12 protein-coding genes are annotated in these 20,688 nt (G+C 71.8%); 6 read left to right on the top strand and 6 right to left on the bottom strand.

Going from position 1 to position 20,688, the window contains the following annotated elements:
- Positions 1 to 1,611 precede the first annotated feature (1,611 nt).
- Positions 1,612 to 3,678, bottom strand: coding sequence for a DHA2 family efflux MFS transporter permease subunit (locus tag ACMXN5_RS38260; protein ID WP_439679508.1), 2,067 nt, complete (start codon positions 3,676 to 3,678; stop codon positions 1,612 to 1,614).
- Between the two features lie 234 nt (positions 3,679 to 3,912).
- Here ACMXN5_RS38260 and ACMXN5_RS38255 point away from each other — a divergent pair, with 234 nt between their 5' ends.
- Positions 3,913 to 4,647, top strand: coding sequence for a TetR/AcrR family transcriptional regulator (locus ACMXN5_RS38255; protein WP_439679507.1), 735 nt, complete (start codon positions 3,913 to 3,915; stop codon positions 4,645 to 4,647).
- A 189-nt stretch (positions 4,648 to 4,836) separates the two neighbouring features.
- A complete protein-coding gene (locus ACMXN5_RS38250) occupies positions 4,837 to 5,562 on the top strand; it encodes a GntR family transcriptional regulator (protein ID WP_395793741.1) in 726 nt (241 codons plus the stop codon).
- Positions 5,563 to 5,876: 314 nt separating this feature from the next.
- On the opposite strand, the gene ACMXN5_RS38245 is transcribed toward ACMXN5_RS38250, so the two are convergent.
- Together ACMXN5_RS38245 and ACMXN5_RS38240 are read right to left on the bottom strand one after the other, a co-directional pair.
- Positions 5,877 to 7,661: a histidinol-phosphatase gene (locus ACMXN5_RS38245; protein ID WP_439679506.1), complete on the bottom strand. Its 1,785-nt coding sequence runs from the start codon at positions 7,659 to 7,661 to the stop codon at positions 5,877 to 5,879.
- Between the two features lie 87 nt (positions 7,662 to 7,748).
- Positions 7,749 to 8,438, bottom strand: coding sequence for a DUF2306 domain-containing protein (locus tag ACMXN5_RS38240; RefSeq protein ID WP_439679505.1), 690 nt, complete (start codon positions 8,436 to 8,438; stop codon positions 7,749 to 7,751).
- 155 nt (positions 8,439 to 8,593) lie between these two features.
- Here ACMXN5_RS38240 and ACMXN5_RS38235 point away from each other — a divergent pair, with 155 nt between their 5' ends.
- A complete protein-coding gene (locus tag ACMXN5_RS38235) occupies positions 8,594 to 9,640 on the top strand; it encodes a sensor histidine kinase (RefSeq protein ID WP_439679504.1) in 1,047 nt (348 codons plus the stop codon).
- A 5-nt stretch (positions 9,641 to 9,645) separates the two neighbouring features.
- The gene (locus ACMXN5_RS38230; RefSeq protein WP_439681364.1) at positions 9,646 to 10,302 is read left to right on the top strand and encodes a response regulator; all 657 of its coding nucleotides are present in this window, start codon (positions 9,646 to 9,648) and stop codon (positions 10,300 to 10,302) included.
- A gap of 2,346 nt (positions 10,303 to 12,648) precedes the next feature.
- Here the strand turns inward: ACMXN5_RS38230 and fusA are convergent.
- Together fusA and ACMXN5_RS38220 are read right to left on the bottom strand one after the other, a co-directional pair.
- Positions 12,649 to 14,775, bottom strand: coding sequence for an elongation factor G (fusA, locus tag ACMXN5_RS38225; protein WP_439679503.1), 2,127 nt, complete (start codon positions 14,773 to 14,775; stop codon positions 12,649 to 12,651).
- Positions 14,776 to 15,590: 815 nt separating this feature from the next.
- Positions 15,591 to 16,949, bottom strand: a complete 1,359-nt coding sequence (locus ACMXN5_RS38220) for an MFS transporter (protein ID WP_439679502.1) — start codon at positions 16,947 to 16,949, stop codon at positions 15,591 to 15,593.
- 88 nt (positions 16,950 to 17,037) lie between these two features.
- Between ACMXN5_RS38220 and ACMXN5_RS38215 the strand changes: the two genes are divergently transcribed.
- Both ACMXN5_RS38215 and ACMXN5_RS38210 read left to right on the top strand, forming a co-directional pair.
- Positions 17,038 to 17,967: a winged helix-turn-helix transcriptional regulator gene (locus ACMXN5_RS38215; RefSeq protein ID WP_439679501.1), complete on the top strand. Its 930-nt coding sequence runs from the start codon at positions 17,038 to 17,040 to the stop codon at positions 17,965 to 17,967.
- A gap of 398 nt (positions 17,968 to 18,365) precedes the next feature.
- The gene (locus ACMXN5_RS38210) at positions 18,366 to 19,841 is read left to right on the top strand and encodes an alpha/beta hydrolase (RefSeq protein ID WP_439679500.1); all 1,476 of its coding nucleotides are present in this window, start codon (positions 18,366 to 18,368) and stop codon (positions 19,839 to 19,841) included.
- Between the two features lie 32 nt (positions 19,842 to 19,873).
- On the opposite strand, the gene ACMXN5_RS38205 is transcribed toward ACMXN5_RS38210, so the two are convergent.
- Positions 19,874 to 20,677: an IclR family transcriptional regulator gene (locus ACMXN5_RS38205; RefSeq protein ID WP_395799413.1), complete on the bottom strand. Its 804-nt coding sequence runs from the start codon at positions 20,675 to 20,677 to the stop codon at positions 19,874 to 19,876.
- Positions 20,678 to 20,688 lie beyond the last annotated feature (11 nt).

Genomic DNA, 20,688 nt, shown 5'->3' with positions numbered 1-20,688 from the left:
ACATCTGCGGGCGTTGGGTGGGATCCGTTCAAGTGGGCCAGACCCGGCCGGGCGGCCCAGCCGCCGAACACCCGCTGGGACGTGCGCGAGGTGCTGGACGCCGCGTGGCGTTACGAGGGTTTCACCGGTCGCGGGGTCTCCATCGAGTACGTGCTGGACATCAAGCCCGGCCATCAACCACGGCACGGTTAGCGCGGCCCCGATCAGCACCGCGGCGTATCCGCCGCTCGGGTCGAGTCCGCCGGCGAGCCTTCCCAAGTGGGCCTGGCGCTGCCGGCGCGCTTTGCGCCTTGGGTTGCGGGTTGCGGGTGGCCGGTGCGGGGCCGGTCAGAGTCGGTGGTGGGCCGCCGCCGGCGTGCGGGGCTCCAAGACGTGGGGCTCCCGACGAGACGGGTGTGTTGCTCGGCGAAAACCGGCTGACAGCGGGGGAGCGGGTGGGTGGTCGGGTCGGGTTCTCCGGGGGCCTTCCCGGGTGGGTCGGGGCGTTTCGGGGGTGTTTGGAGGGGAGTTGGGGTTCGAAACCGGATCGGGGTGGGTGGTTGTGGGCTTCAGGCTTGGGTGACCTGCGGTTTTGTGGGGTCGGGGTGGAAAGTCGGGCGTCGAGTGCCGGTTTCGTGTGCTCCGGCCTCTTGCACCGCCGTTGTGGAGACCGAAATTGCCCGGTCGGGGTCGGCTTCGGGCGCTGCGGCCTCGCAGAGGCCATTGAGGAGACCGAAAGTGCCCAGTGGGCGCCGAAACCGGATGCCGAGGCACTGCAGAAGCGCTCTCCGCGCGCTGACCTGCGGTTTTCTATCGCGCTGAGTCCACGGCACCTCACGCCGTCCGGTTTCGTGAACTCCCGCCCCCACACGCCCAACAGCACCTCGAAATGCCCTGCCCGACCGGCTCGGGAAGGTTCTCCGGCGGACCCGACCCGAGCGCCCTCCCTCCCCGCCGCTGCCGGCCGGTTTTCGGTGAGCAACAAGCCCGTCTCGTCGGGAGCCCCGGGTCTCGCGGCCCCGTACGCCGGCGGCGGCCCACCACCGACTCAGACTCGCCCCGCACCGGCCACCCGCAACCGACGGCGCAACGCTCGCCGAAGGCACCCGGCCCACTCGGGAAGGCTCCCCGGCGGACTCGACCCGACCTGTGTCCCTCCCCGCTGCTGCGGCTCGTTCCGCGTCCCAGGACGACCGGGTCGCAGGTTGGTGGGCGGCCGGCTGCGGTTCGCGGGGGAGTGCGATCGCCTTCGGCCCAGGCGCGGTTGAGGATCGGCGGGCCGCAGGTTGGTGGGTAACGGGTGCGGTTCGTTGTGGGGTGTGATTGCCTTCGGCCCGGCCGCGCTTGAGGACCGGCGGGCCGCCGGCTGGTGGGCAACGGCTGCGGTCCGCTTTGGGGAGCGATCGCCTCCTGTCCGGCCGTGGTTGAGGTCCGGCGGGCCGCAGGGGGTGGGCGATGGCTGTGGCTTCGTCCGCAGTGCGCGTGCCATCGGTGCGACCGGCGTTCGATGCGGATCGGTTGTCGGGTGGCGGGTGGGCGTTCGAGTCCAATTGGACCGACTGATGCCACGGCGCCCCGACGGCGGGTGGGCCGTCGGGGCGCAGTGGTGCGAGATCCTCCGGGTGCGGGAGGTCAGTGGGCTACCGCTGCCCAGGCGGGGGCGGGCTCGGCCGACGCCGGTTGGGCTTCGCCGCCCTCCGGGTTCGCAACCTCGGCGGCCACTGCCCCGGCGGCCATGGCCCCCGTACCCTCGCTCTTGCTCGGGGCGTCCTCGGTCCTCGCGCCCACGGCGCCTTCGGCCTCTGCGCGCTTGCCCTCGCTGTGGGCCTTGGCGCTCCCGGCCACGGTGCCCACCGGCCCTGTGGCCACGCTCCCCTCGCTCTGGGCACCTTCGGCCACGGTGCCTACGGCGCGTGCGGCCACAGCCCCCATGCCTTCGGCCACAGCGCCGATGACCTTGACGCTTTCGGCCACAGCGCCCACGGCCTTCACGCTTCCGGCCACGGCGCCCACGGTCCCCGCACCCGTGCCCTGGCCCTCCGCGCCCGTGCCCTGGCCCTCCGCGCCCGTGCGCTCGGTCTCCGCACCCGTCCCCCGGCCCTCCGCGCCCGTGCGCTCGGTCTCCGCACCCGTCCCCCGGCCCTCCGCGCCCGTGCGCTCGGTCTCCGCACCCGTCCCCCGGCCCCCCGCGCCCCTGCGCTCGGTCTCCGCACCCGCCCCCGCGGCCTCGCTGCTCCCCGTCTGGTCGCGGATCAGCAGCAGTGCGAGGGCGGCGGCGGCCAGTATGCAGGTTGCGGCGGTCCAGAAGCCGGCGGACATTGCCGTGGTGAAGGCCTCGCGGGCGGTGTTCGCCAGGTGGTGGTCGCCGGCGGTGTCGGCCATGGTGAGTGCGTCCGAGATGGACTGCTTGGCCTGTTCGGGGGCCGTGTCGGGCATGGCGCCGGTGTAGGTGCCGGACAGGATGCTGCCGAGGACGGCCACCCCGAGCGCCGCGCCCGCCTGCTGCACCGTGTCGTTGAGCGCCGAGCCGACGCCGGCGTGCTCGGCCGGTACCGCACCCATCAGCGCCGCCGTCGCCGCGGGCATCGCCAACCCGCTGCCGATCCCGATCAGCACGGTCGCGGCGGAGAGCAGTGCGAAGCCGGCGTCCGACGGCAGGCTCGCCACCGTGCCGAAGCCGACCGCGATGACCACCAGGCCGACCGCCGTCATCGGCCGGTTGCCGATCCTGTTGCCGAGCGTGGCGCCGATGCCGTTGAACAGCAGCGAGGCGACCGCCATCGGGGCGAAGGCCAGACCGGTCTTGCTCGGCGAGTAGCCCAGCACGAACTGGAGGTACTGGGTCAGGATCAACATCAGGCCGCCGTTGGCGAACGTCAGCAGCACAAGCGAGAAACTGGCGCCGCTGAACACCCGGTTCCGAAACAGCGCGAGCGGGACCATCGGGTGCGCGGTACGGGTCTCCCAGAAGCCGAAGGCCACCAGCGCGACGACCGCGACCACGAGCGAGATCCGCGTACCCGGGTGCGACAGGCCGCCGTTGGCCGACTCGATGATCGTCCACACCAGCGAGGTCATGCCGACCATCGACAGCCCCATGCCCAGCGGGTCGGACCTGCGCCACGGCCCCTTCGACTCCGGCATCAGCACGAGCGCGGCGATGATCGCGACGATCGCGATCGGCACGTTGATCAGGAACACCGCGCCCCACCAGAAGTGCGCGATCAGCACGCCCCCCACCACCGGCCCGCCGACCAGACCCACCATGGCCACCGCACTCCACGCGGTGATCGCCTTCCGCCGCTCCTCGTCGTCGAACACGGTGATCAGGATCGACAGCGTGCTCGGCATGATCAGCGCCCCGCCGATGCCCATCAGCACGCGACCGGCGATCAGCTGCTCCGGGTTGGCGGCGAACGTCGCGGCCAGCGAGGCGCCGCCGAAGATCGCCAACCCGACGATCATGATCCGCCTTCGACCGAACCGATCGGACAGGCTGCCCGCGGTCAACAACAGGCCGGCGAACACCAGTACGTACGACTCGATGATCCATTGGATCTCCTGGGCGTTCGCCCCCAGGTCGGTCGCGATCGGCGGGACCGAGACGGTCAGCACCATGTTGTCCACGACCAGCACCAGCGTGCTCAGGCACAACACGATCAGGATCAGCCAGCGGCGCGGATTGCGGTGGTTCTCCATGGTGGACCCCTCGAGTTCTCGGCTTCACAGCACGGCTTCTCGGCGCAGCGGACGATGCGTGATGCGTACGCCGTGCTCCCGTTGCGAACACCGTACGCATCGTGGAACAGTGTGCGCAAGTAGTGAACACTGTCCGCGTGCGCTCCTGGATCAGGTGTACGCAGAATGCGAACGGTGTGCGCTACGGTGGCTCGGAGACAGCGATTCACGCGGTACGGAGAGACGAGGGGCGCCATGGCGGCCGATGAGAAGCCGATCGAATCCGTCTGGACGCGCCCGCGTCGCCAACGCGAGCAGCTGAGCCGGGAGCAGATCGTGGCCGAGGCGGTGCGGCTGCTCGACACCGAGGGGCTGGAGGCGCTGAGCATGCGGCGCCTGGGTACCCGCTTGGGCGCGGGGGCCACCTCGCTGTACCGGCACGTGGCCAACAAGGACGAGCTGATCGAGCTGGTCGTCGACGAGGTATACGGCGAGTTGACCGTGCCGGAGCCGGGCGATCCGACGAACTGGCTGGCCGGGATCGGGAGTTGCGCGTACAGCCTGCGCGCGATGGTGCTGCGCCATCCCTGGGTGGCCGCGGTGCTCGGCCAGGTGGGACTGGCCTACCTGGGGCCGAACGTGATCCGGCTGTCCGAGCGCATGCTCGCCGTGGTCGAGGGCGCGGGCTTCGCCGTCGAGGAGAGCGATCAGGTGATGAGTACGGTCCTGGCCTATGTGATCGGCATGGCCACCAGCGAGGCGGCGTACCTGTCCATGCTCGCCCGCAGCGGTCGGACCGAACAGGAGTGGATGGAGAGCCTGCAACCCAGCGCCGAGGAGGCGATGCGCGACCATCCCCGGGTCCGGGAGAGCCAGTCGGCGATGCGCGGCAGGGATCCCGAGCAACTGCGCGAGGCGAACTTCGACTACGGCCTCCAGCGCATGCTGGACGGCCTGGCGGTCCGCCTCGAACATCTCGCAACCGGCTGACACGCGAGGGAGTTCGCGGCGGCCGGTGTACCCGCCGCGCCGGATGTCGGGCCCGTCGGGGCGGGTGCCGGAGTCGCCGGCGGGCGGCGGACGGGGGTCGGGTTCCGGCGGCTATCCTGGCCGCTCCGGCCTCGGGTCGAGCGGGCCGGGAATCGTGCTCCTGGTCGCTCGGCCGGTCTGGGGAACCCCTTGTCGTCGTTACCGTCGTCGGCGGACATCAAGTCCGAGCAGATCGCCGCGGAGATCCGCGACGCGATCCGGCTCGGCACACTGCAACGCGGGACGCTCTACTCCGCACGGGAGTTGGGCGAGCGGTTCGGTGCCTCCCGGACGCCGGTACGGGAGGCCCTGCTCAAACTGGCGGACCTGGGACTGGTCCGGATCGAACGCAACCGCGGCGCGCGCGTGCTCGGCCCGGACGGGCGCGGCGTGGTCGAACTGTGCAGCCTGCGCGTGTTGTTGGAACCGCCGGCGTGCCGCAGCGCCGCAGCGGTGATGACCACCCGCGACGACGAGGAACTGGCCGCCCAACTTGCGATCATGGCCGCGCACCCCGACGCCGGCCCCGAGTACTTCGCCGCCGACGAGAAGCTGCACGACGTGATCCTGCGGGCCGGCGGAAATCGGCGACTGGCCAAGTTCGTCGGCGAGTTGCGCCAGACCTTGGCCCTGGACGGGCGGCTCAGCGTACCCAGGTACCAATCGGTGGAGACCGCGCTCCGGGAGCACACCGACATCGTCGAGGCGCTGCGCCGGCGCGATGGGGTGGCCGCGGAGAGCGCGATGCGCAAACACGTCGTGCGTTCGGGGGAGTTGCTGGTGGCCAACACCAGCGAGGACAGCTGGGGCCTGGTCGCGGAGTGGCGCCGCTGGGTGGGCATCGCGGGGACGACGGGCGAGCGCCCGCTCTCCTGATCGGGCGTATGCCCCCGGCTCGGCCTCTTCGTCGACCGCATCTCCGGATCCGATCCGCACCTGCCGGTCGGCGGGCCGAGTGTGCTCGGCCACATGCGGATCCAGGCCCGGACGGGGATCGGGCCCGGACGGGGATCGGGCCCGGATGGGGATCGGGCCCGGATGGGGATCGGGCCCGGATGGGGATCGGGCCCGGATGGGGATCGGGCCCGGACGGGGATCCGGTGCGGATCGCCGGCCGCAGCGGACCGGCCCCTACCGGCGACGGGGTCGACGTCCGGGCAAGGGACGTCGACCCCGTCGCCGCCCCCGGGTCAGTCCCCCCAGTGCGAGCTCTTGACGTCGACGAAGATCGGGTTGCTGTAGAACCAGATGTCGCGCCACGGGTCGCCGTCGTTGTTCGGGTGCTGGATCGGGCCGGCCGGGTCGACGCCCGCGCCGAACGGGCCGACGCCGTGCCGGTTGCCGTCGCTGCCCCGGAGCCGGACGTAGTACGGCTTGTTCCGGCGCGGCAGTTGCACCTTCAGGGTGTAGGTGCCGGTACGGCCGGCCACGTCGATGCGCTTGGTCACCCGCGCGTCGGGGGCCTGCCAGGCGTCGGCGTCGCGGGACTTGCCGGTGACCGTGCCGGTGATCACGTCGACGTGCGCCAGGGTCGGCACCACGCCGTGGTAGTTGGGCCGGCTCGCGGTGGTGACCCGGATGTAGAGCGTGGCGCCCCGGTTCGCCGCCAGCGGCAACCGGCCGCCCAGGGTGACCGGTTCGCTGTGGCCGTTGTCCGCGACCATCCACACGTCGAGGCCGTCGAGCAGCTGGCCGTGGTCGACCCACACACGCCCGGCGCGCAGGCCGTTCATCACATCGCGGTAGCCGAACCGCTCCACGCCCACGTGGGTGCGGCTGAACTGCCCCGGCCAGAAATCGCTGCCGGGCTGCGGGACACCGGTGTCCTTGGGCAGCGGCTTGGAGCCGAGGTCGTCGAAGCCCTTGCCGGGCGGGTAGTCGCCGTCGGCGTAGGTGTCGAACATGGTGCGGTGGTTGTCCGAGTTCGAGGTGACCGACCACAGCCGGCCCTCGGACAGCAGCGCGTCCCACATGCCGCCGACCGTCGCGGTCATCCAGTCGAAGCCGCCGAACGTGCGGTAGCTCTCGATCGGATAGCGCGGCCAGCTCTGCGGCGACGGCGCGTTCTGGTACTCGCCGCGCTGGAAGGTGCCCGGACCCGACTGGCCCTCGCGATACTTCACCCACGCCGGGTCGGCGTTGGCCTGCGAGCCGGGCGCGCCCTCGAAGCCGAGGAAGATCGACGGGTCGGCGTCGTGCCAGGCGCGCAGCTCGTGCGGGGAGACGATGCCGAGCCGGCTGGGGTGGTTGGCCAGCACCAGGACATCCTCGACGAAGCCCTCGCGGCGGCGCTGTCCGAGCCAGCGGATCGCCTCCACCGCCTTGGCCTCGTTGGCGGGCGTCTTGGGGTCGCCCACCGCGCCCACGTCGAACTTGTTCAGCTTGGCGTCGAAGGTCAGCTCGAACTGCCGCAGCAGCTCCACCTCGTTGCGGCCCGGCGCGACCATGATGGTGGCGTGCTCGGCGGCGGGGACGTACCACTCCAGGCCCTGGAAGATCAGCACCCGCGGGTTTTCCTGACGGGCCTTGAGGATCTCCGCGTGCTCGCGCTCCGCGCCGCCGGCGTTGGCGTGGCCGAAGTTGGCGTGTTCGGTGTAGACGATCCAGTCCAGGCCGAACTGCCGCCCCTGTGCCGCCGACTGGGCGAAGCCGTACTTGGCGTCGTGGCTGTAGACGGTGTGCACGTGGTGGTCGCCCACGAGGTAGACGTACTTGCTCGGCGGGCCGTCCTGGCCCGGGCGCGAACTCGCCTGCACCGCGTCGTCGGACTCGGCCGCCGCCGCCACGCCCGCGCCGGTCATCCCGAGTGCCGAGGCACCCAGGAATCCGGCCCCGAACAGCCCGGCTCGACCGATCAGCCCTCGGCGCGACACCCCCTGCGCGTCGAGTCGGTCCTCGGCCACCTCCGGGTCGGCCCACTCGGGCAGCTGCGGTAGGGGCCGATCGGCCGGAAGCGAGTGGTCCTCGGTCGCCATGTGGGTTCCTTGCGCTCGGGGGGAGGGGCGAATACCGGCCAGACGCTATGAGGCAAAGGTGGCGCGCGGGCGACGCGCAGACCTTGATCACATGACGGGCGGGATGATCTTTCGGGGCGCGCGGGAGCGGAGGAGCCATTCGACCACGATCAGGTTGGGCACCCAGCACAGAAAGGGAACGAACGTGTACGCACGGTCGAAGTCGCCCGTCAGCGACAGGAGCAGGATCAGCCACAGGCGCAGCGTCACCGCGGCGTAGGTGAACGCGAAGGCCCGGTGCATCCAGCGGCGATGCAGGGTCGGATCGCCGCGCCGGATCGCCCGCAACCCGAAGCCGGCGCAGCCCATCCACAACACCGCGAGCATGCCGAAGCCGGCGGTGCCCACCGCGCCCGCGTGGTTCATCGGCGCGAGCACCAGGCCGGCGACGCCGCCCACGGCGATGCACAGCAGGACCAGTCGGCCGCAGGCCCGGTGCAGGCGGGGCGCGCGCAGCCGTATTCGGCTCGCGAGCTGGACGGGGGACAGCAGCAGGGCGAGGCCGGCGGCCACGATGTGCGTGTAGAGGAATGCCTGCTGCCACTTCGGCCGGTACGCGTAGTTGCTCGCCATGTCGGAGTCGTCGCGGGCGAGGGCGACCAGGGACTCGGTCAGGTAGGGCAGCGGAGCGAATACGGCGATCGCCAGAGCGCTCAGCGCGAGCCACCAGACGCCCACGGTGCGGCGTCGGGTGGAGTCGGGGCGGCGCGCGGTGGTGGTCGTGGTGGTCGTGGTCATGTCGGGGCGTCCTTTCGCGGCATGTCACCACGCTAGGAAGCGGAGGGGTTCGCGCTCGCCCCCCGGAACGGGGAATCCCCTCCCTCGTGCGAGGGAGATCGTTCTCGGCCGTGCGGGGGTGGACCGGGGTTGGGCGGGCCGGTGCAGGATGGGGCATGCGCACTTCCGACGTTTGGCTCACGCCGGCGTTCGTGGCGGGCGCGGTCGCGGTGACCGTGCTCGCCCCCGCCGACCCGCCCTACCGGGGGCTGGACGCGGTCGGTCTGTGCCTCGCGGTCGGGTCCACGCTGTGTCTGTTCCCGCGCCGGGTCGCGCCGGTGGGGGTGGTGGTCGCCACGTCGTTGCTCGTGGTGGTCAACGCGGCGGCCGGCTATTCCACCACGGTCACCCAGTGGCCGGTGTGGATCTCGCTGTTCACCCTGTTCTCGCTGCGCGGGACCACCGCCCGGGTGACGGGCGTGGCTGTGATGCTCGCCGCGGTGGGCGGCTACTTCGCGGTCGACCGGGCGCCGATCGGGCCCACCGACGTGTTCAACGTGACGGTGTGCTTCCTGGTCGCGATGGTCGCGGGCGACGCCGCGCGCAGCCGGCGGGCCGCGGCGGTCGCCGAGCACGCCCGGGTCCGGGCCGAGGAGCGCACCGAGCTGGCCCGCGAACTGCACGACTCGATCGGGCACGCGGTCAACGTGATGGTGATGCAGGCCGGGGTGGGGCGCCGGGTGTTCGCCGAAGACCCGGCCTTCGCCCGGGAGGCGCTGGGCAACATCGAGAGCGTCGGGCGCGACGCGCTGGGGGAGCTGGACCGGCTGGTCCGGGTGATGCACGCCGACCGGCCGACCACCGACCTGTCCGCACTGGTCGACGGGGTCCGGGCGGCGGGCCGCGAACTGCGGCTGACCACGGAGGAGATACACGTGGGCGCCACGGTCGCGCAGGCGCTGCACCGGATCGTCCAGGAGGCGCTGACCAACGCCCTGCGGCACACCGACAGCGGCCGGATCGACGTCGAGCTGGCCCAGGTCGACGACACCGTGGTGCTCGAAGTGGTCAACGAGGGCCGCCAGTTGCAGGTGGGCCGGCCCGGGCGCGGGCTGGTCAACATGCGCGAGCGGGCCCGGTCGGTCGGCGGTGAGGTGGAGGCCGGCCCGGTGCCGGCGGGTTTTCGGGTACGGGCGACGCTGCCGGCGCAGGTGCGTTCGTGATCCGGATGCTGCTGGCCGACGACGACGCGCTGGTCCGGAGCGGATTGAAGGCCCTGCTGCGGGCCGAGCCCGGGATCACCGTGGTGGGGGAGGCGGCCGACGGCGCCGAGGCGGTGCGGGCCGCGCTGGAACATCGGCCCGACGTGGTGGTGATGGACATCCGGATGCCGGTCCGCGACGGCGTCTCCGCCACCCGCGACCTGATGGCGGTATCGGATCGGCCGCGCGTCCTGGTGCTCACGACGTTCGACCTGGACGAGGTGGTCGACGACGCGATCGCGGCCGGCGCCGACGGCTTCCTGCTCAAGCGGGCCACGCCGGAGGAGCTGATCGCCGGGATCCACGCGGTCGCGGCCGGCGACGCGGTGGTCTCACCGGCGGTCGCCCGCCGCCTCTTCGCCTCGCACGCCGCGCGAATCGGCCCCGACCACATGCGCGCGGGCCGCCTCACCGACCGCGAGGCCGACGTACTGCGCGCGATGGCCCGCGGCCTGTCCAACACCGAAATCGCCCACACACTGCACCTGTCGGTGGAAACGGTGAAAACCCACGTCAAACACATCCTGGCCAAACTGGATGTCCGCGACCGCACCCAAGCCGTCGTCTGGTCCTACCGCACAGGCTTCGCCTACCGAAGCGACCGACCGGGCGGCGGTGCTTGAACGGCGGGGGCGGCGGGGCGGGGGCGCGCTGGGTGATTCGGGGTCGGCCGGGGTCGTGGGATGGGCCGCCGCCGGCGGTGCGCTGGGCGCCGAGACGGGCGCGTTGCCTGGCGAAATCCGGCCGGCAGCGGGTGAGGGGTCGGGTCGAGTTCTCCCGGGGGCTTTCCGAGTGGGTCGGGTGTTCTCGGCGGGCGTTGCGCTTGTGGTTGCGGGTGGCTGGTGCGGGGCTGGTCAGAGTCGACGCTGGGCCGCCGCCAGCGTGCGGGGCTCCAAGACCCGAAGCTCCCGACGAGGCGAGTGCATTGGTCGGCGAAAACCGGCCGGCAGCGGGGGCGGGGAGGGCGTTCGGGTCGAGTCCTCCGGCCGGGCCTTCCCGAGTGGGTCGGGTGTTCTCGGCGGGCGCTGCGCTTGTGGTTGCGGGTGGCCGGTGCGGGGTCGGTCAGAGTCGACGCTGGACCGCCGCCAGCGTGCGGGGCTCAGAGATTCGGGGCTTCTGGCGAGGCGGGTGTGTTGCTTGGCGAAACAGGCTGGCAGCGGCGGGGAGGGTGAGGGGTCGGGTTGGGTGCTCCGGGGGCCTTCGCGAGTGGGTTGGGGTGTTTGGAGGTGTTTGGGGTGGGGTTGGGATTCGGAACCGGATCTCGGTGGGTGGTTGTGGGGTTCGAGCTTCGGTGACCTGCGGTTTTGTGGGGTCGGGGTGGAAAGTCGGGCGTCGAGTGCCGGTTTCGTGCGCTTGGGCCTTTTCGATGCCGGTATGGAGACCGAAACCGCACAGTCGGAGCCGGCTTCGGGCACTGCGACCGCACAGAGGCCATCGAGGAGGCCGAAAGTGCCCAGTGGGAGCCGAAACCGGTTCCCGAGGCACCCGAAACGGCACCCGTCTGCGCTGACCTGCGGTTTTCCTTCGGACTGAGGCTTCGGCAATTCACTCGATCCGGTTCGTGAACCTTCATCACCCGCATGCCACCGCTTGCCGGAAACAGCCGCCCCACTCGGGAGATCGGTCGGAGGACTCGACCCGACCACCCCTCGCCCTGCTGCCGGCCGGTTTTCGGTGAGCAACGCCCCCGTCTCGTCGGGAGCTTCGAGTCTCGGAGTCCCGCACCCTGGCGGCGGCACAGGATCGACTCTGACCAGCCCCGGACCGGTCATCCCGCAGCCCAAGGCGCAGCGCGTGCCGGGAACGCCCAGCCCACTCGGGAAGGCCGGCTGGAGGACTCGACCCGAGCGCCCTCCTGCTCCCGCTGCCGGCCGGTTTTCGCCGACCAATGCACTCGTCTCGTCGGGAGCTTCGGGTCTTGGAGCCCTGCACGCTGGCGGCGGCGCACCATCGACTCTGACCAGCCCCGCACCACCCACCCGCAGCCCAAGGCGCGACGCGTGCCGGGAACGCCCGGCCCACTCGGGAAGGTCGGCTGGAGGACTTGACCCGAGCGCTCTCCCCGCCGCTGCTGCCGGCCGGGTTTCGGTGAGCAATGCACTCGTCTCGTCGGGAGCTTCGGGTCTTGGAGCCCCGCACGCTGGCGGCGGCGCACCATCGACTCTGACCAGCCCCGCACCACCCACCCGCAGCCCAAGGCGCGACGCGTGCCGGGAACGCCCGGCCCACTCGGGAAGGTCGGCTGGAGGACTTGACCCGAGCGCCCTCCCCGCCCCTGCTGCCGGCCGGGTTTCGGTGAGTAACGTGCCCGTCTCGTTGGGAGCTTCGGGTCTTGGAGCCCCGCACGCCGGCGGCGGCCCACCATCGACTCCGACCAGCCCCGCACCAGCCACCCGCAACCACAAGCGCAACGCCCGCCGAGAACACCCGACCCACTCGGAAAGGTCGGCTGGAGGACTCGACCCGAGCGTCCTCCTGCTCCCGCTGCCGGCCGGTTTTCGCCGACCAATGCACTCGCCTCGTCGGGAACTTCGAGTCTTGGAGCCCCGCACGCCGGCGGCGGCCCACCATCGACTCTGACCAGTCCCGGACCGGTCACCCCGCAGCCCAAGGCGGGACGTGTGCCGAGAACGCCCGGCCCACTCGGGAAGGCCCGGCCGGAGGACTCGACCCGAGCGCCCTCCCCGCCCCCGTTGCCGGCCGGGTTTCGCCGAGCAATGCGCCCGTCTCGTCGGGAACCCCGGGTCTTGGAGTTCCGCTCGCCGGCGGCGGTACATCGCCGACTCGGACAGGCCCTGCACCAGCTGCCCGCGACCGCGAGCGCAGCGCATGCCGGAAGCGCCCCCGGGCCGGCGGTGACCCACCCCAGGCCCGTGCCCCGCCCGCCACCCGGGGCGGGGTCCCGGGTGGCGGCGGAGTGGGGGCTTTCCTCCTTTGTTATCGGGCCTCCGTTGGCTTTGGGCTGTGGGTTAGGCCGTGGTCGTTCCCGTGGGGATTTCGGGGGTCAGGTGGGGTGGGACCCTTGTGTAGGAGTGGAATTCCATTGTGTAGCTTGCTCGGCCGGAGGTTCGGCTGCGTAGGTCGCCTACGTAGCCGAACATTTCGGCGAGTGGGACCAGTGCGGTGATCACCTTTGCGCCGGAGCGGTCGGTCAGGGACTCGACCTGGCCGCGTCTGGCGTTGAGGTTGCCGATGACGTCGCCCAAGTGGTCCTCGGGTGTGGTCACCTCCACCGCCATCACCGGTTCGAGCAGGGTTGGGCGGGCCAGTCGCGCGGCCTCCCTGAAGGCCAGTGAGCCGGCGATGCGGAAGGCCGTTTCGGATGAGTCGATCTCGTGGAACGCGCCGTCGAGCAGGGTTACCCGCAGGCCGGTGAGCGGGTAGCCCGCGAGGACCCCGAGTTCCATCGCCGCTCGGCAGCCGGCGTCCACCGAGGGGATGAACTCCTTCGGGACGCGGCCGCCGACGACCTTGTCGACGAACTCGTAGCCGTCTCCCTCCAGTGGTTCGATGGCGATGCGGACCTTGGCGAACTGGCCCTTGCCGCCGTTTTGTTTGCGGTACGTGTAGTCGTGCCCGGGCACCGGCGCGCTCACCGTTTCGCGGTAGGCGACGCGCGGTCGACCCACCGAGGCGGCCACGTCGAACTCCAGCCGCATACGGTCGACCAGTACCTCCAGGTGCAGTTCGCCCATGCCGGAGACGATGGTCTGCCCGCTCTCCCGGTCGGTCTTGACCCGGAAGGACGGGTCCTCCTCGGCCAGTCGTTGGATCGCGACGCCCAGCCGCTCCTGGTCGGCCCGGGACGCGGGTTCGATGGCCACCTCGATCACCGGGACCGGGAAGTCCATCGACTCCAGCACCACCGGGTGCGCCGGATCGCACAGGGTTTCGCCGGTGGTGGTCCGGCGCAGCCCCATCACCGCGACGATGTCGCCCGCGCCCACGGCGGCGATCTCCTCTCGCTTGTCGGCGTGCATGCGGTAGATCTTGCCCACACGTTCGGTGCGGCCCTTGATCGAGTTCTGCACCTGGTCGCCGGCGGTCAGGCTGCCGGAGTACAGCCGCAGGAACGTCAGCCTGCCCAGATGCGGATCACTTGCGATCTTGAACGCCAGTGCCGCGAGCGGCTGTTCGGGTGACGGTGTGCGTACGACGGCCGTCTCGGGCGCGCCGACCGCGTGGCCCTGGATCGCCCCCACGTCCAGGGGCGACGGCAGGTAGCGCGCCACGGCGTCGAGCAGCGGCTGAACCCCCTTGTTCCGGAAGGCGGTTCCGCACAAGACCGGCGTGACGGTGGGACCGTCGCCGCGACCGGAGGCGATGGTGATCCGCCGGATCGCGGCGTGCAGTTGTGCCTCGGTGGGTTCGGTGCCCGCCAGGTACGCCTCCATCATCGCGTCGTCGTGCTCGGCGACCGTCTCGAGGAGCCGTTCGCGCCATCGGCGGGCGTCCGCGAGGTATGCGGCCGGGATCTCGACGTCGTCGTACGCCTCGCCGAGTCCGGTGTCCGCGGACCAGACCAGGGCACGCATCCGGACCAGGTCGACCACCCCGCGAAAGTCCGCTTCGGCGCCGATCGGCACCTGTACGACCATGGCCACCGCGCCCAGTCGTTCGCCGATCATCTCGACGCAGCGATGGAACTCGGCACCGGTGCGGTCGAGTTTGTTGACGAAGCAGATTCGGGGTACGCGGTAGCGGTCGGCCTGGCGCCACACCGTTTCGGACTGCGGCTCGACGCCCGCGACGCCGTCGAACACGGTGACCGCGCCGTCGAGGACACGCAGGCAACGTTCGACCTCGATGGTGAAGTCGACGTGTCCCGGCGTGTCGATGAGGTTGATCCGGTGTGCGACGCCGTCGAGCGTCCAGTCGCAGGAGATCGCGGCGGAGGTGATGGTGATGCCGCGATCGCGCTCCTGGGGCATCCAGTCGGTGGTCGCCGCGCCGTCGTGCACCTCGCCGATCTTGTACGAGACGCCCGTGTAGAACAGGATCCGCTCGGTGGTGGTGGTCTTGCCCGCGTCGATGTGGGCCATGATCCCGATGTTGCGGACGGTGGCGAGGTCGAGGTGGCGTGCGGTTCTGGTCATGACGGCCTGAAGCCCTCTCTTATGTCTCATACGAAGGGGTGCAACGGGTGGTGCCGAAATCCGGGCAGCACACGGCGATCCGTCGACTCCGTACGGGTGTTCGCACACCACGCACGGGGCAGCGGAGAGCACCGGTGAGCACACCGGGGATGGATGGCGAACGGCCGCCGGGGCCGGTCGAGTTGCGACCGAGCACACCCCATCGACCCATGGGCGCACCGCGCGCGCAGGGTTCGACGACACCGGGCAGGCCGAAGGAGGGCGGCATGACGGTACGCCGAACCGCTGCGGCGCGACGGCGCGGCATCGGCGGATCGGTGGGGGATCGGCGTGCGACGGGCGGAGCCGGAACGGATCGGGACTCGGCGCGCGGCGGCGGCCTTTGGGTCGGCTCGGGGGGCGGCGGCGATACGGCCGCGCGTCGGCGGGTGGGTCGACGGTCGCCGACCCACCTATTACCTACGGCCGGGACCGTTTCCGGTCACGACACGACGACGCAACGACACGACGACGCAACTACCTACACCAGCGCAACAGCGCGAAGGTGCAGCCGTGCGATGACGCGACAACGCAACAACGCGTCAATGCGTCGACACGACCACGCGCAACGGCGCAGAACGCGGCTCAGCCGCGAGGCGACCCGGAGCGATCGGGCCAACGGCCCTTCCACGGCTCCCGGTTCGACGTCGGATGGGCGCTCCGCGGTCGGGTGCCGAACGCGTGGCGTCGCGCACCGATTCGCTTGAACGTGACATCCATGCGCCCACCGTAGATCACGAACTCGCCTGCGGTCATCCGGATTTCCGGCGCCCGGTTCAGACCAGGTCGCGCATCCGCCGGATCGGGCCCGCGCCCAGCACCACCGGAGTCAGCAGCGCGACACCGAACATCGTGCCCAGCGCGCCCCGATTGCCCAGCCATGTGGCGGCCAGCCCTGCGGTCAGCGCCCCGAACGGGATCGCGCCCCAGGATACGAAGCGGACCGTGGCCATCACCCGAGGCAGCAACTCCGGCGGGGTCACGGTCTGCCGGTGGGTGCGGGTGATGATGCTCATCATTACGACCGCGGCGCCGAACGCGGCGTTGGCCGCGGCGAAGACGAGCAGTCCGAGCCCGTGGCCGGCGAACGGCATGCAGCCGACCGCGACGGGCGTCAGCAGCCCGGCCCCGATCAGCGTCCGGGCGCTGCCGAAGCGGGCGACCAGGCGCGTGGTCAGCGCGGCGCCGATCAGGCTGCCGAGGCCCTCGGTCGCGATCAGTACGCCCACCAGCGCGGTCGGTGCGTGCAACGTGCGCACGAGCAGGGCCGGGACGAGCGCCATCAACGCCCCGCAGACGAAGTTCACGGCCGTCACCGCCGTGACGCACGGCCGGATCGCCGGATGCCGGCGCACGTAGCGCAGGCCCTCGGCCATCCGCGTCCGCAACGAGGGGCCGCCATCCGAGGGTGCCTGCCGGGCCGGGCGGGGCAGCGTGCGCAGCAGCACCGCGGAGAGCAGGTAGCTGACCGCGTCCACGAGCAAACCGCTTGCCGCGCCGCACAGTTGCACCAGTACGCCGGCGAGCGACGGGCCGCCGAGCTGGGTGGCGGCGACCGAGCCGGAGGTGAGGCTGTTGCGGGACGTCAACTCCTCCTTGCTCACGATCGACGGCAGCAGCGTCGAGTTGCCCACGTCGAACACCACACTCGCCAGGCCGATCACGAACGCGACCACCACCAACTGCCACAGGCCCAGTACGTCCAGCGCCCAGGCGATCGGGACGGAGGCGATCGCGACCGCGCGCACCACGTCCATCGCGACCTGGGTCCCGCGCAGCGGCAGGCGCTGCACGATCACCCCGGCGGGCAGCCCGATCAGGATCCAAGCGGTGTACTGCGCGGCGGTGATCAAACTGACCTGGAGACTCGTCGCGTGCAGGCCGCGAAGCGCGATCAGCGGCAGGGCGACGGCGGTGACCGCGTCCCCGGCGTGGCTGATCGTCAGCGCGGCCCAGTAGCGCCAGAACGCACCACCCCCACCGACCGGCCCACTCCCACGACCCGAACCGACCGGCGCCACGCCGCTCACCGCGCCCGAACCGCCGGCCGCCCCGCCACCTGAACTGCCGCCCAAACCGCCCGCCGCGCCCGGCGCCGCCCCCGCCAACCCCGTCGCATCCACGTTGCCCGACATCCGCACCCCCGTGCCCCGCAGCCATCAAGTGAGTAACCAATGGAAACTCACTATAGTGAGCGCATCGACGCAGGCAAGACGAGGTGACATGCGATATACCGATCTGGCGGACGCCGACTGCGCCATCACCCAGGCGCTCGGCGTCGTCGGCGACTGGTGGACCCTGCTGCTCGTGCGCGATGTGGCGGCGGGCGTACACCAGTTCGGCGCGCTCCACGAACAGGTCGGGATCAGCCGCAAGGTGCTGGCCCAGCGGCTCAAGGCCCTGGTCGAACACGGCGTGTTGGAGAAGCGGCTCTATCACCCGCACCCGCCGCGCTACGAGTACCACCTCACCGACGCCGGGCGCGGCCTGCTCCCAGTCCTGGTCGCCCTACAGAACTGGGGCACGCGGTTCGTGCTCGGCGACGGCACGCTGACCGCCACCGGCGAGGCCGACTCGGCCGAGGCCCGCCAGGCGCACGCCCTGGTCGGCACCAAACTGCCCGCGCTCACCCTCCGCCCCGCCGCCGCGTCCGAGGTCAGCGCCACAGCCCCCGCCAGCGCCGAGCGCGTCGACCCGATCGCCGACACCCCGTGGACGGTCCTGTACTGCTTCCCCGGCGCCTACGCCCCCGGCGTCCAGGGGCATCCCCCCGGCTGGGACCAGATCCCCGGCGCCCCCGGCTGCACCCTGGAATCCGCCACCTACCGCGACCGCCTCACCGAATTCGCCGCCCGCGGCGCCACCGTGCTCGGTGTCAGCACCCAACGCCCCGACCAATTGGCCGCGTTCGCCGCGCACGCGAACATCCCGTTCCCGCTCCTGTCCGACGCCGACCTCGAACTGGCCGCAGCGCTACGCCTGCCCACCTTCCGAGCCGCGGGCGTCGACCGCCTCAAGCGGCTCACCCTGCTCCTCGACGACACCCGCACCGTGCGCGGCGTCCTGTACCCGCTCCCCGACCCGGCCGGCTCGGTCGCCGACGCGCTGGCCCTGATCGACGCCCGAACCCGCCCCACCCCCGCCGCCGGGTAGGAGACACCGGCTCCACCCCGGGGCGGACCCGCAACCACCACCGACACCTGCGGCCTACTGCCCACGCACGACGTACAAGCCGAACGATCCCCCAGGGCGTGTCTTCAATCTCCCGCCGAGCTCCACGACGCCCGGCACCGCACCTGGCCGCCCCGGAGAAACAGGCGAATAGAACCACTATGCACCTGCTTCTCCGGCACGCCGATGCACGGCACCGGACGCCGCGGAGCCCGACGGGAGATTGAAGACACGCCCTAGTCTCGCGGCATGCGACCACGATCCTCGCGAGCGTCCGCATGAGGACGAACTCGCCACGCAGGCCACGATTTCGGTACCCACCGCACCCACCGCGCGGGCGCGCACGCGGCTCGACAGCGCTCGCGACGATCCTCGTCGGCGTGAGCGTCGCCGTGCTCGCCGCCGCCGCGCCCTCCGCCCGCCCCGCAGACCTCGCTGACCCCGCACGCCCCGCACGGGCCGACCTCGCCGCCCCGACCCCCCCGATCGCCTGGCAGCCGTGCCCCCAGGACCCCACCGCCGACTGCGGCACACTCACCCTGCCCGTCGACTGGAGCAAACCGCGCGGCGCGACCTTCGAGATGGCCGTGGCCCGACGCAAGGCGACCGACCCCACCCGCCGCATCGGCTCCCTCGTGCTGAACTACGGCGGCCCCGGCTCGCTCGGCGTCGACGACGTGGTCGGCACGTACAAAAACTTCTTCTCGGCGGAGATCGACGCCCGGTTCGACCGGGTCGGCTTCGATCCGCGCGGCTGGGGCCGCAGCGCCCCGCTCGACTGCCCGCAGGCCGGCCCCCGGCCCACCGCCGACCCCACCACCGCGGCCGGATTCGCCGCGTTCGCCGCCGACAACCGCCGACTGGCGAACGGCTGCCGGGTCGGCACCGGCCCGCTGTACGACCACCTCGACACGCTCGCCGTGGTCCGCGACATCGACGCGCTGCGGGCCGCGCTCGGCGACGCGCGTCTCAGCTTCTGGGGCGTGTCCTACGGCACGCTGATGGCGCAGCAGTACGCCGAACTCTTCCCGCACCGCTTCCGCGCCCTGGTGGCCGACAGCAACATGGACCACTCGATCGACGGCGCCGAATTCCTGGAATCCGAGGCCGCCACCGCCGAGGACTCCTTCACCGAATTCGTGAAGTGGTGCGCGGGCAGCACCGATTGCTCGCTGCACGGCCGCGACGTCGAGGCCCTGTTCGAACGGCTCTACGCCCGCGCGCAGGCCGGCACCCTGTACGTGCCCGGCGACCCGACGCACGGCCTCGGGCCGGACAACCTGCTGTCGGGCGTGCAGTTCCTGATGTCGTACCTGAAACACGATCCCGCCGAGACGCTCGCCGTCGCCCGGAACCGGGTCGCCGACCTGCTCGCGGGCATGGACGCCGCCCCGCCGCTGCCCGCACCGCCCCCGCCGTACGTCCCCGACCTCGACGCCCGCACCTCGCAGGCCGTGCTCTGCTCCGACTGGAGCCTGGACGTCCCCGACCCCGACGCGCTCGCCGCCGTGGACCGGCGGTCGAAGGCGCTCGCACCGCACATGCGCCGCAACATCCAGGCCTGGAAAGCGATGACGTACTGCCTGGGCCGACCCACCCCCGTGACCAACCCGCCACACCCCTACCGCGTGGCCGGCAGCGCACCGATCCTCCTGGTCAACAACCGGCACGACCCGCAGACGCCGCTGTCCTGGGCCGTACACGCGGCGCGACGGATCCGCGGCGCGACCCTGGTCACCGCGGCCGGCTGGGGGCACATGGGCTACGACAAGAACCGCTGCGTGGCGGCGGTCACCGACCGCTATCTCATCGACCCGCGCACACCCGTGCCGACCACCCACTGCGCCCCCGACTGACCGAGCGCGGCACACCGAGGCGACCCGCCCCGCTACAACCCCATCCGGCTCACCCGCGCGGACAGTTCCGCCGCCGACGCGCGGACCGCCGTGACATAGTGCGGCACCTGCTCGTCGGGGATGCGGTGGGACAGCGCGGCGATGCTGACCGCCGCGACGATCGCGCCGTCCTCGCGATGTACGGGGGCGCCGATGCCGAGCAGGTCCGGGTCGAACTCGCCGCGGGCCACCGCGTAGCCCCGGGCCCGGATCCCGGCCAGGCGTACCCGCAGTTCGTCCGGGTGGGTGATGGTCGCGTCGGTGAAGCGCGGCAGCGGGCGGGCCAGTACCCGTTCGATGTCGGCCTCGGGCGCCCACGCCAGCAGGGTCAGCGCGGCGGCGCCGGCGTTGACCGGGAACACCTGGCCGCGCTCGTAGGACAGGCGCAACGTGTGCAGCGCCTCCTCGCGCTCCAGACACACCACCGAATCGCCGGTGCGCCGGGTGAGCAGCACCGGCTGGCCGACCGCGAGCGCCAGTTCGCGCATCACCGGGCGGGCCAGTTCGGACAGCCCGACCCCTTTGCGCGCCAGCCGGGCCAGGTCGAGCACCCGCGGCCCGAGCCGAAAGCCGACACCGCCGTCGTTCTCCTCCAGGAACCCGTTGGCGGTCAGGCTCTGCAGATAGCGGTACGCGGTGGACCGGGCCACCCCCAGATGCCCCGCGACCTGCGACGCGGTCAGCGCGAGCCGGTCGTCGCGGAACAGCAGCAGGATGTCGAGGGCGCGGTCGGCCGTGGAGTTGCGCCCACGATGGCCCGACCCGTGGTCGGCGTCCCGGGGGGTGGTTCCTGGCATCCGGGAACGCT

The organism is Embleya australiensis (assembly GCF_051903075.1).
Taxonomy (GTDB): Bacteria; Actinomycetota; Actinomycetes; order Streptomycetales; family Streptomycetaceae; genus Embleya.
The sequence above is the reverse complement of the archived record's forward strand: the minus strand, read 5'-3'. Positions and strand labels throughout refer to the sequence as shown.

What these genes read in the sequence shown, in the direction of transcription:
- ACMXN5_RS38260 (WP_439679508.1), bottom strand. Translation starts at nt 3,678, where the DNA reads ATGGAGAACCACCGCAATCCGCGCCGCTGGCTGATCCTGATCGTGTTG.
- ACMXN5_RS38255 (WP_439679507.1), top strand. Translation starts at nt 3,913, where the DNA reads ATGGCGGCCGATGAGAAGCCGATCGAATCCGTCTGGACGCGCCCGCGT.
- ACMXN5_RS38245 (WP_439679506.1), bottom strand. Translation starts at nt 7,661, where the DNA reads ATGGCGACCGAGGACCACTCGCTTCCGGCCGATCGGCCCCTACCGCAG.
- ACMXN5_RS38240 (WP_439679505.1), bottom strand. Translation starts at nt 8,438, where the DNA reads ATGACCACGACCACCACGACCACCACCGCGCGCCGCCCCGACTCCACC.
- ACMXN5_RS38235 (WP_439679504.1), top strand. Translation starts at nt 8,594, where the DNA reads ATGCGCACTTCCGACGTTTGGCTCACGCCGGCGTTCGTGGCGGGCGCG.
- ACMXN5_RS38230 (WP_439681364.1), top strand. Translation starts at nt 9,646, where the DNA reads ATGCTGCTGGCCGACGACGACGCGCTGGTCCGGAGCGGATTGAAGGCC.
- fusA (WP_439679503.1), bottom strand. Translation starts at nt 14,775, where the DNA reads ATGACCAGAACCGCACGCCACCTCGACCTCGCCACCGTCCGCAACATC.
- ACMXN5_RS38220 (WP_439679502.1), bottom strand. Translation starts at nt 16,949, where the DNA reads ATGTCGGGCAACGTGGATGCGACGGGGTTGGCGGGGGCGGCGCCGGGC.
- ACMXN5_RS38215 (WP_439679501.1), top strand. Translation starts at nt 17,038, where the DNA reads ATGCGATATACCGATCTGGCGGACGCCGACTGCGCCATCACCCAGGCG.
- ACMXN5_RS38205 (WP_395799413.1), bottom strand. Translation starts at nt 20,677, where the DNA reads ATGCCAGGAACCACCCCCCGGGACGCCGACCACGGGTCGGGCCATCGT.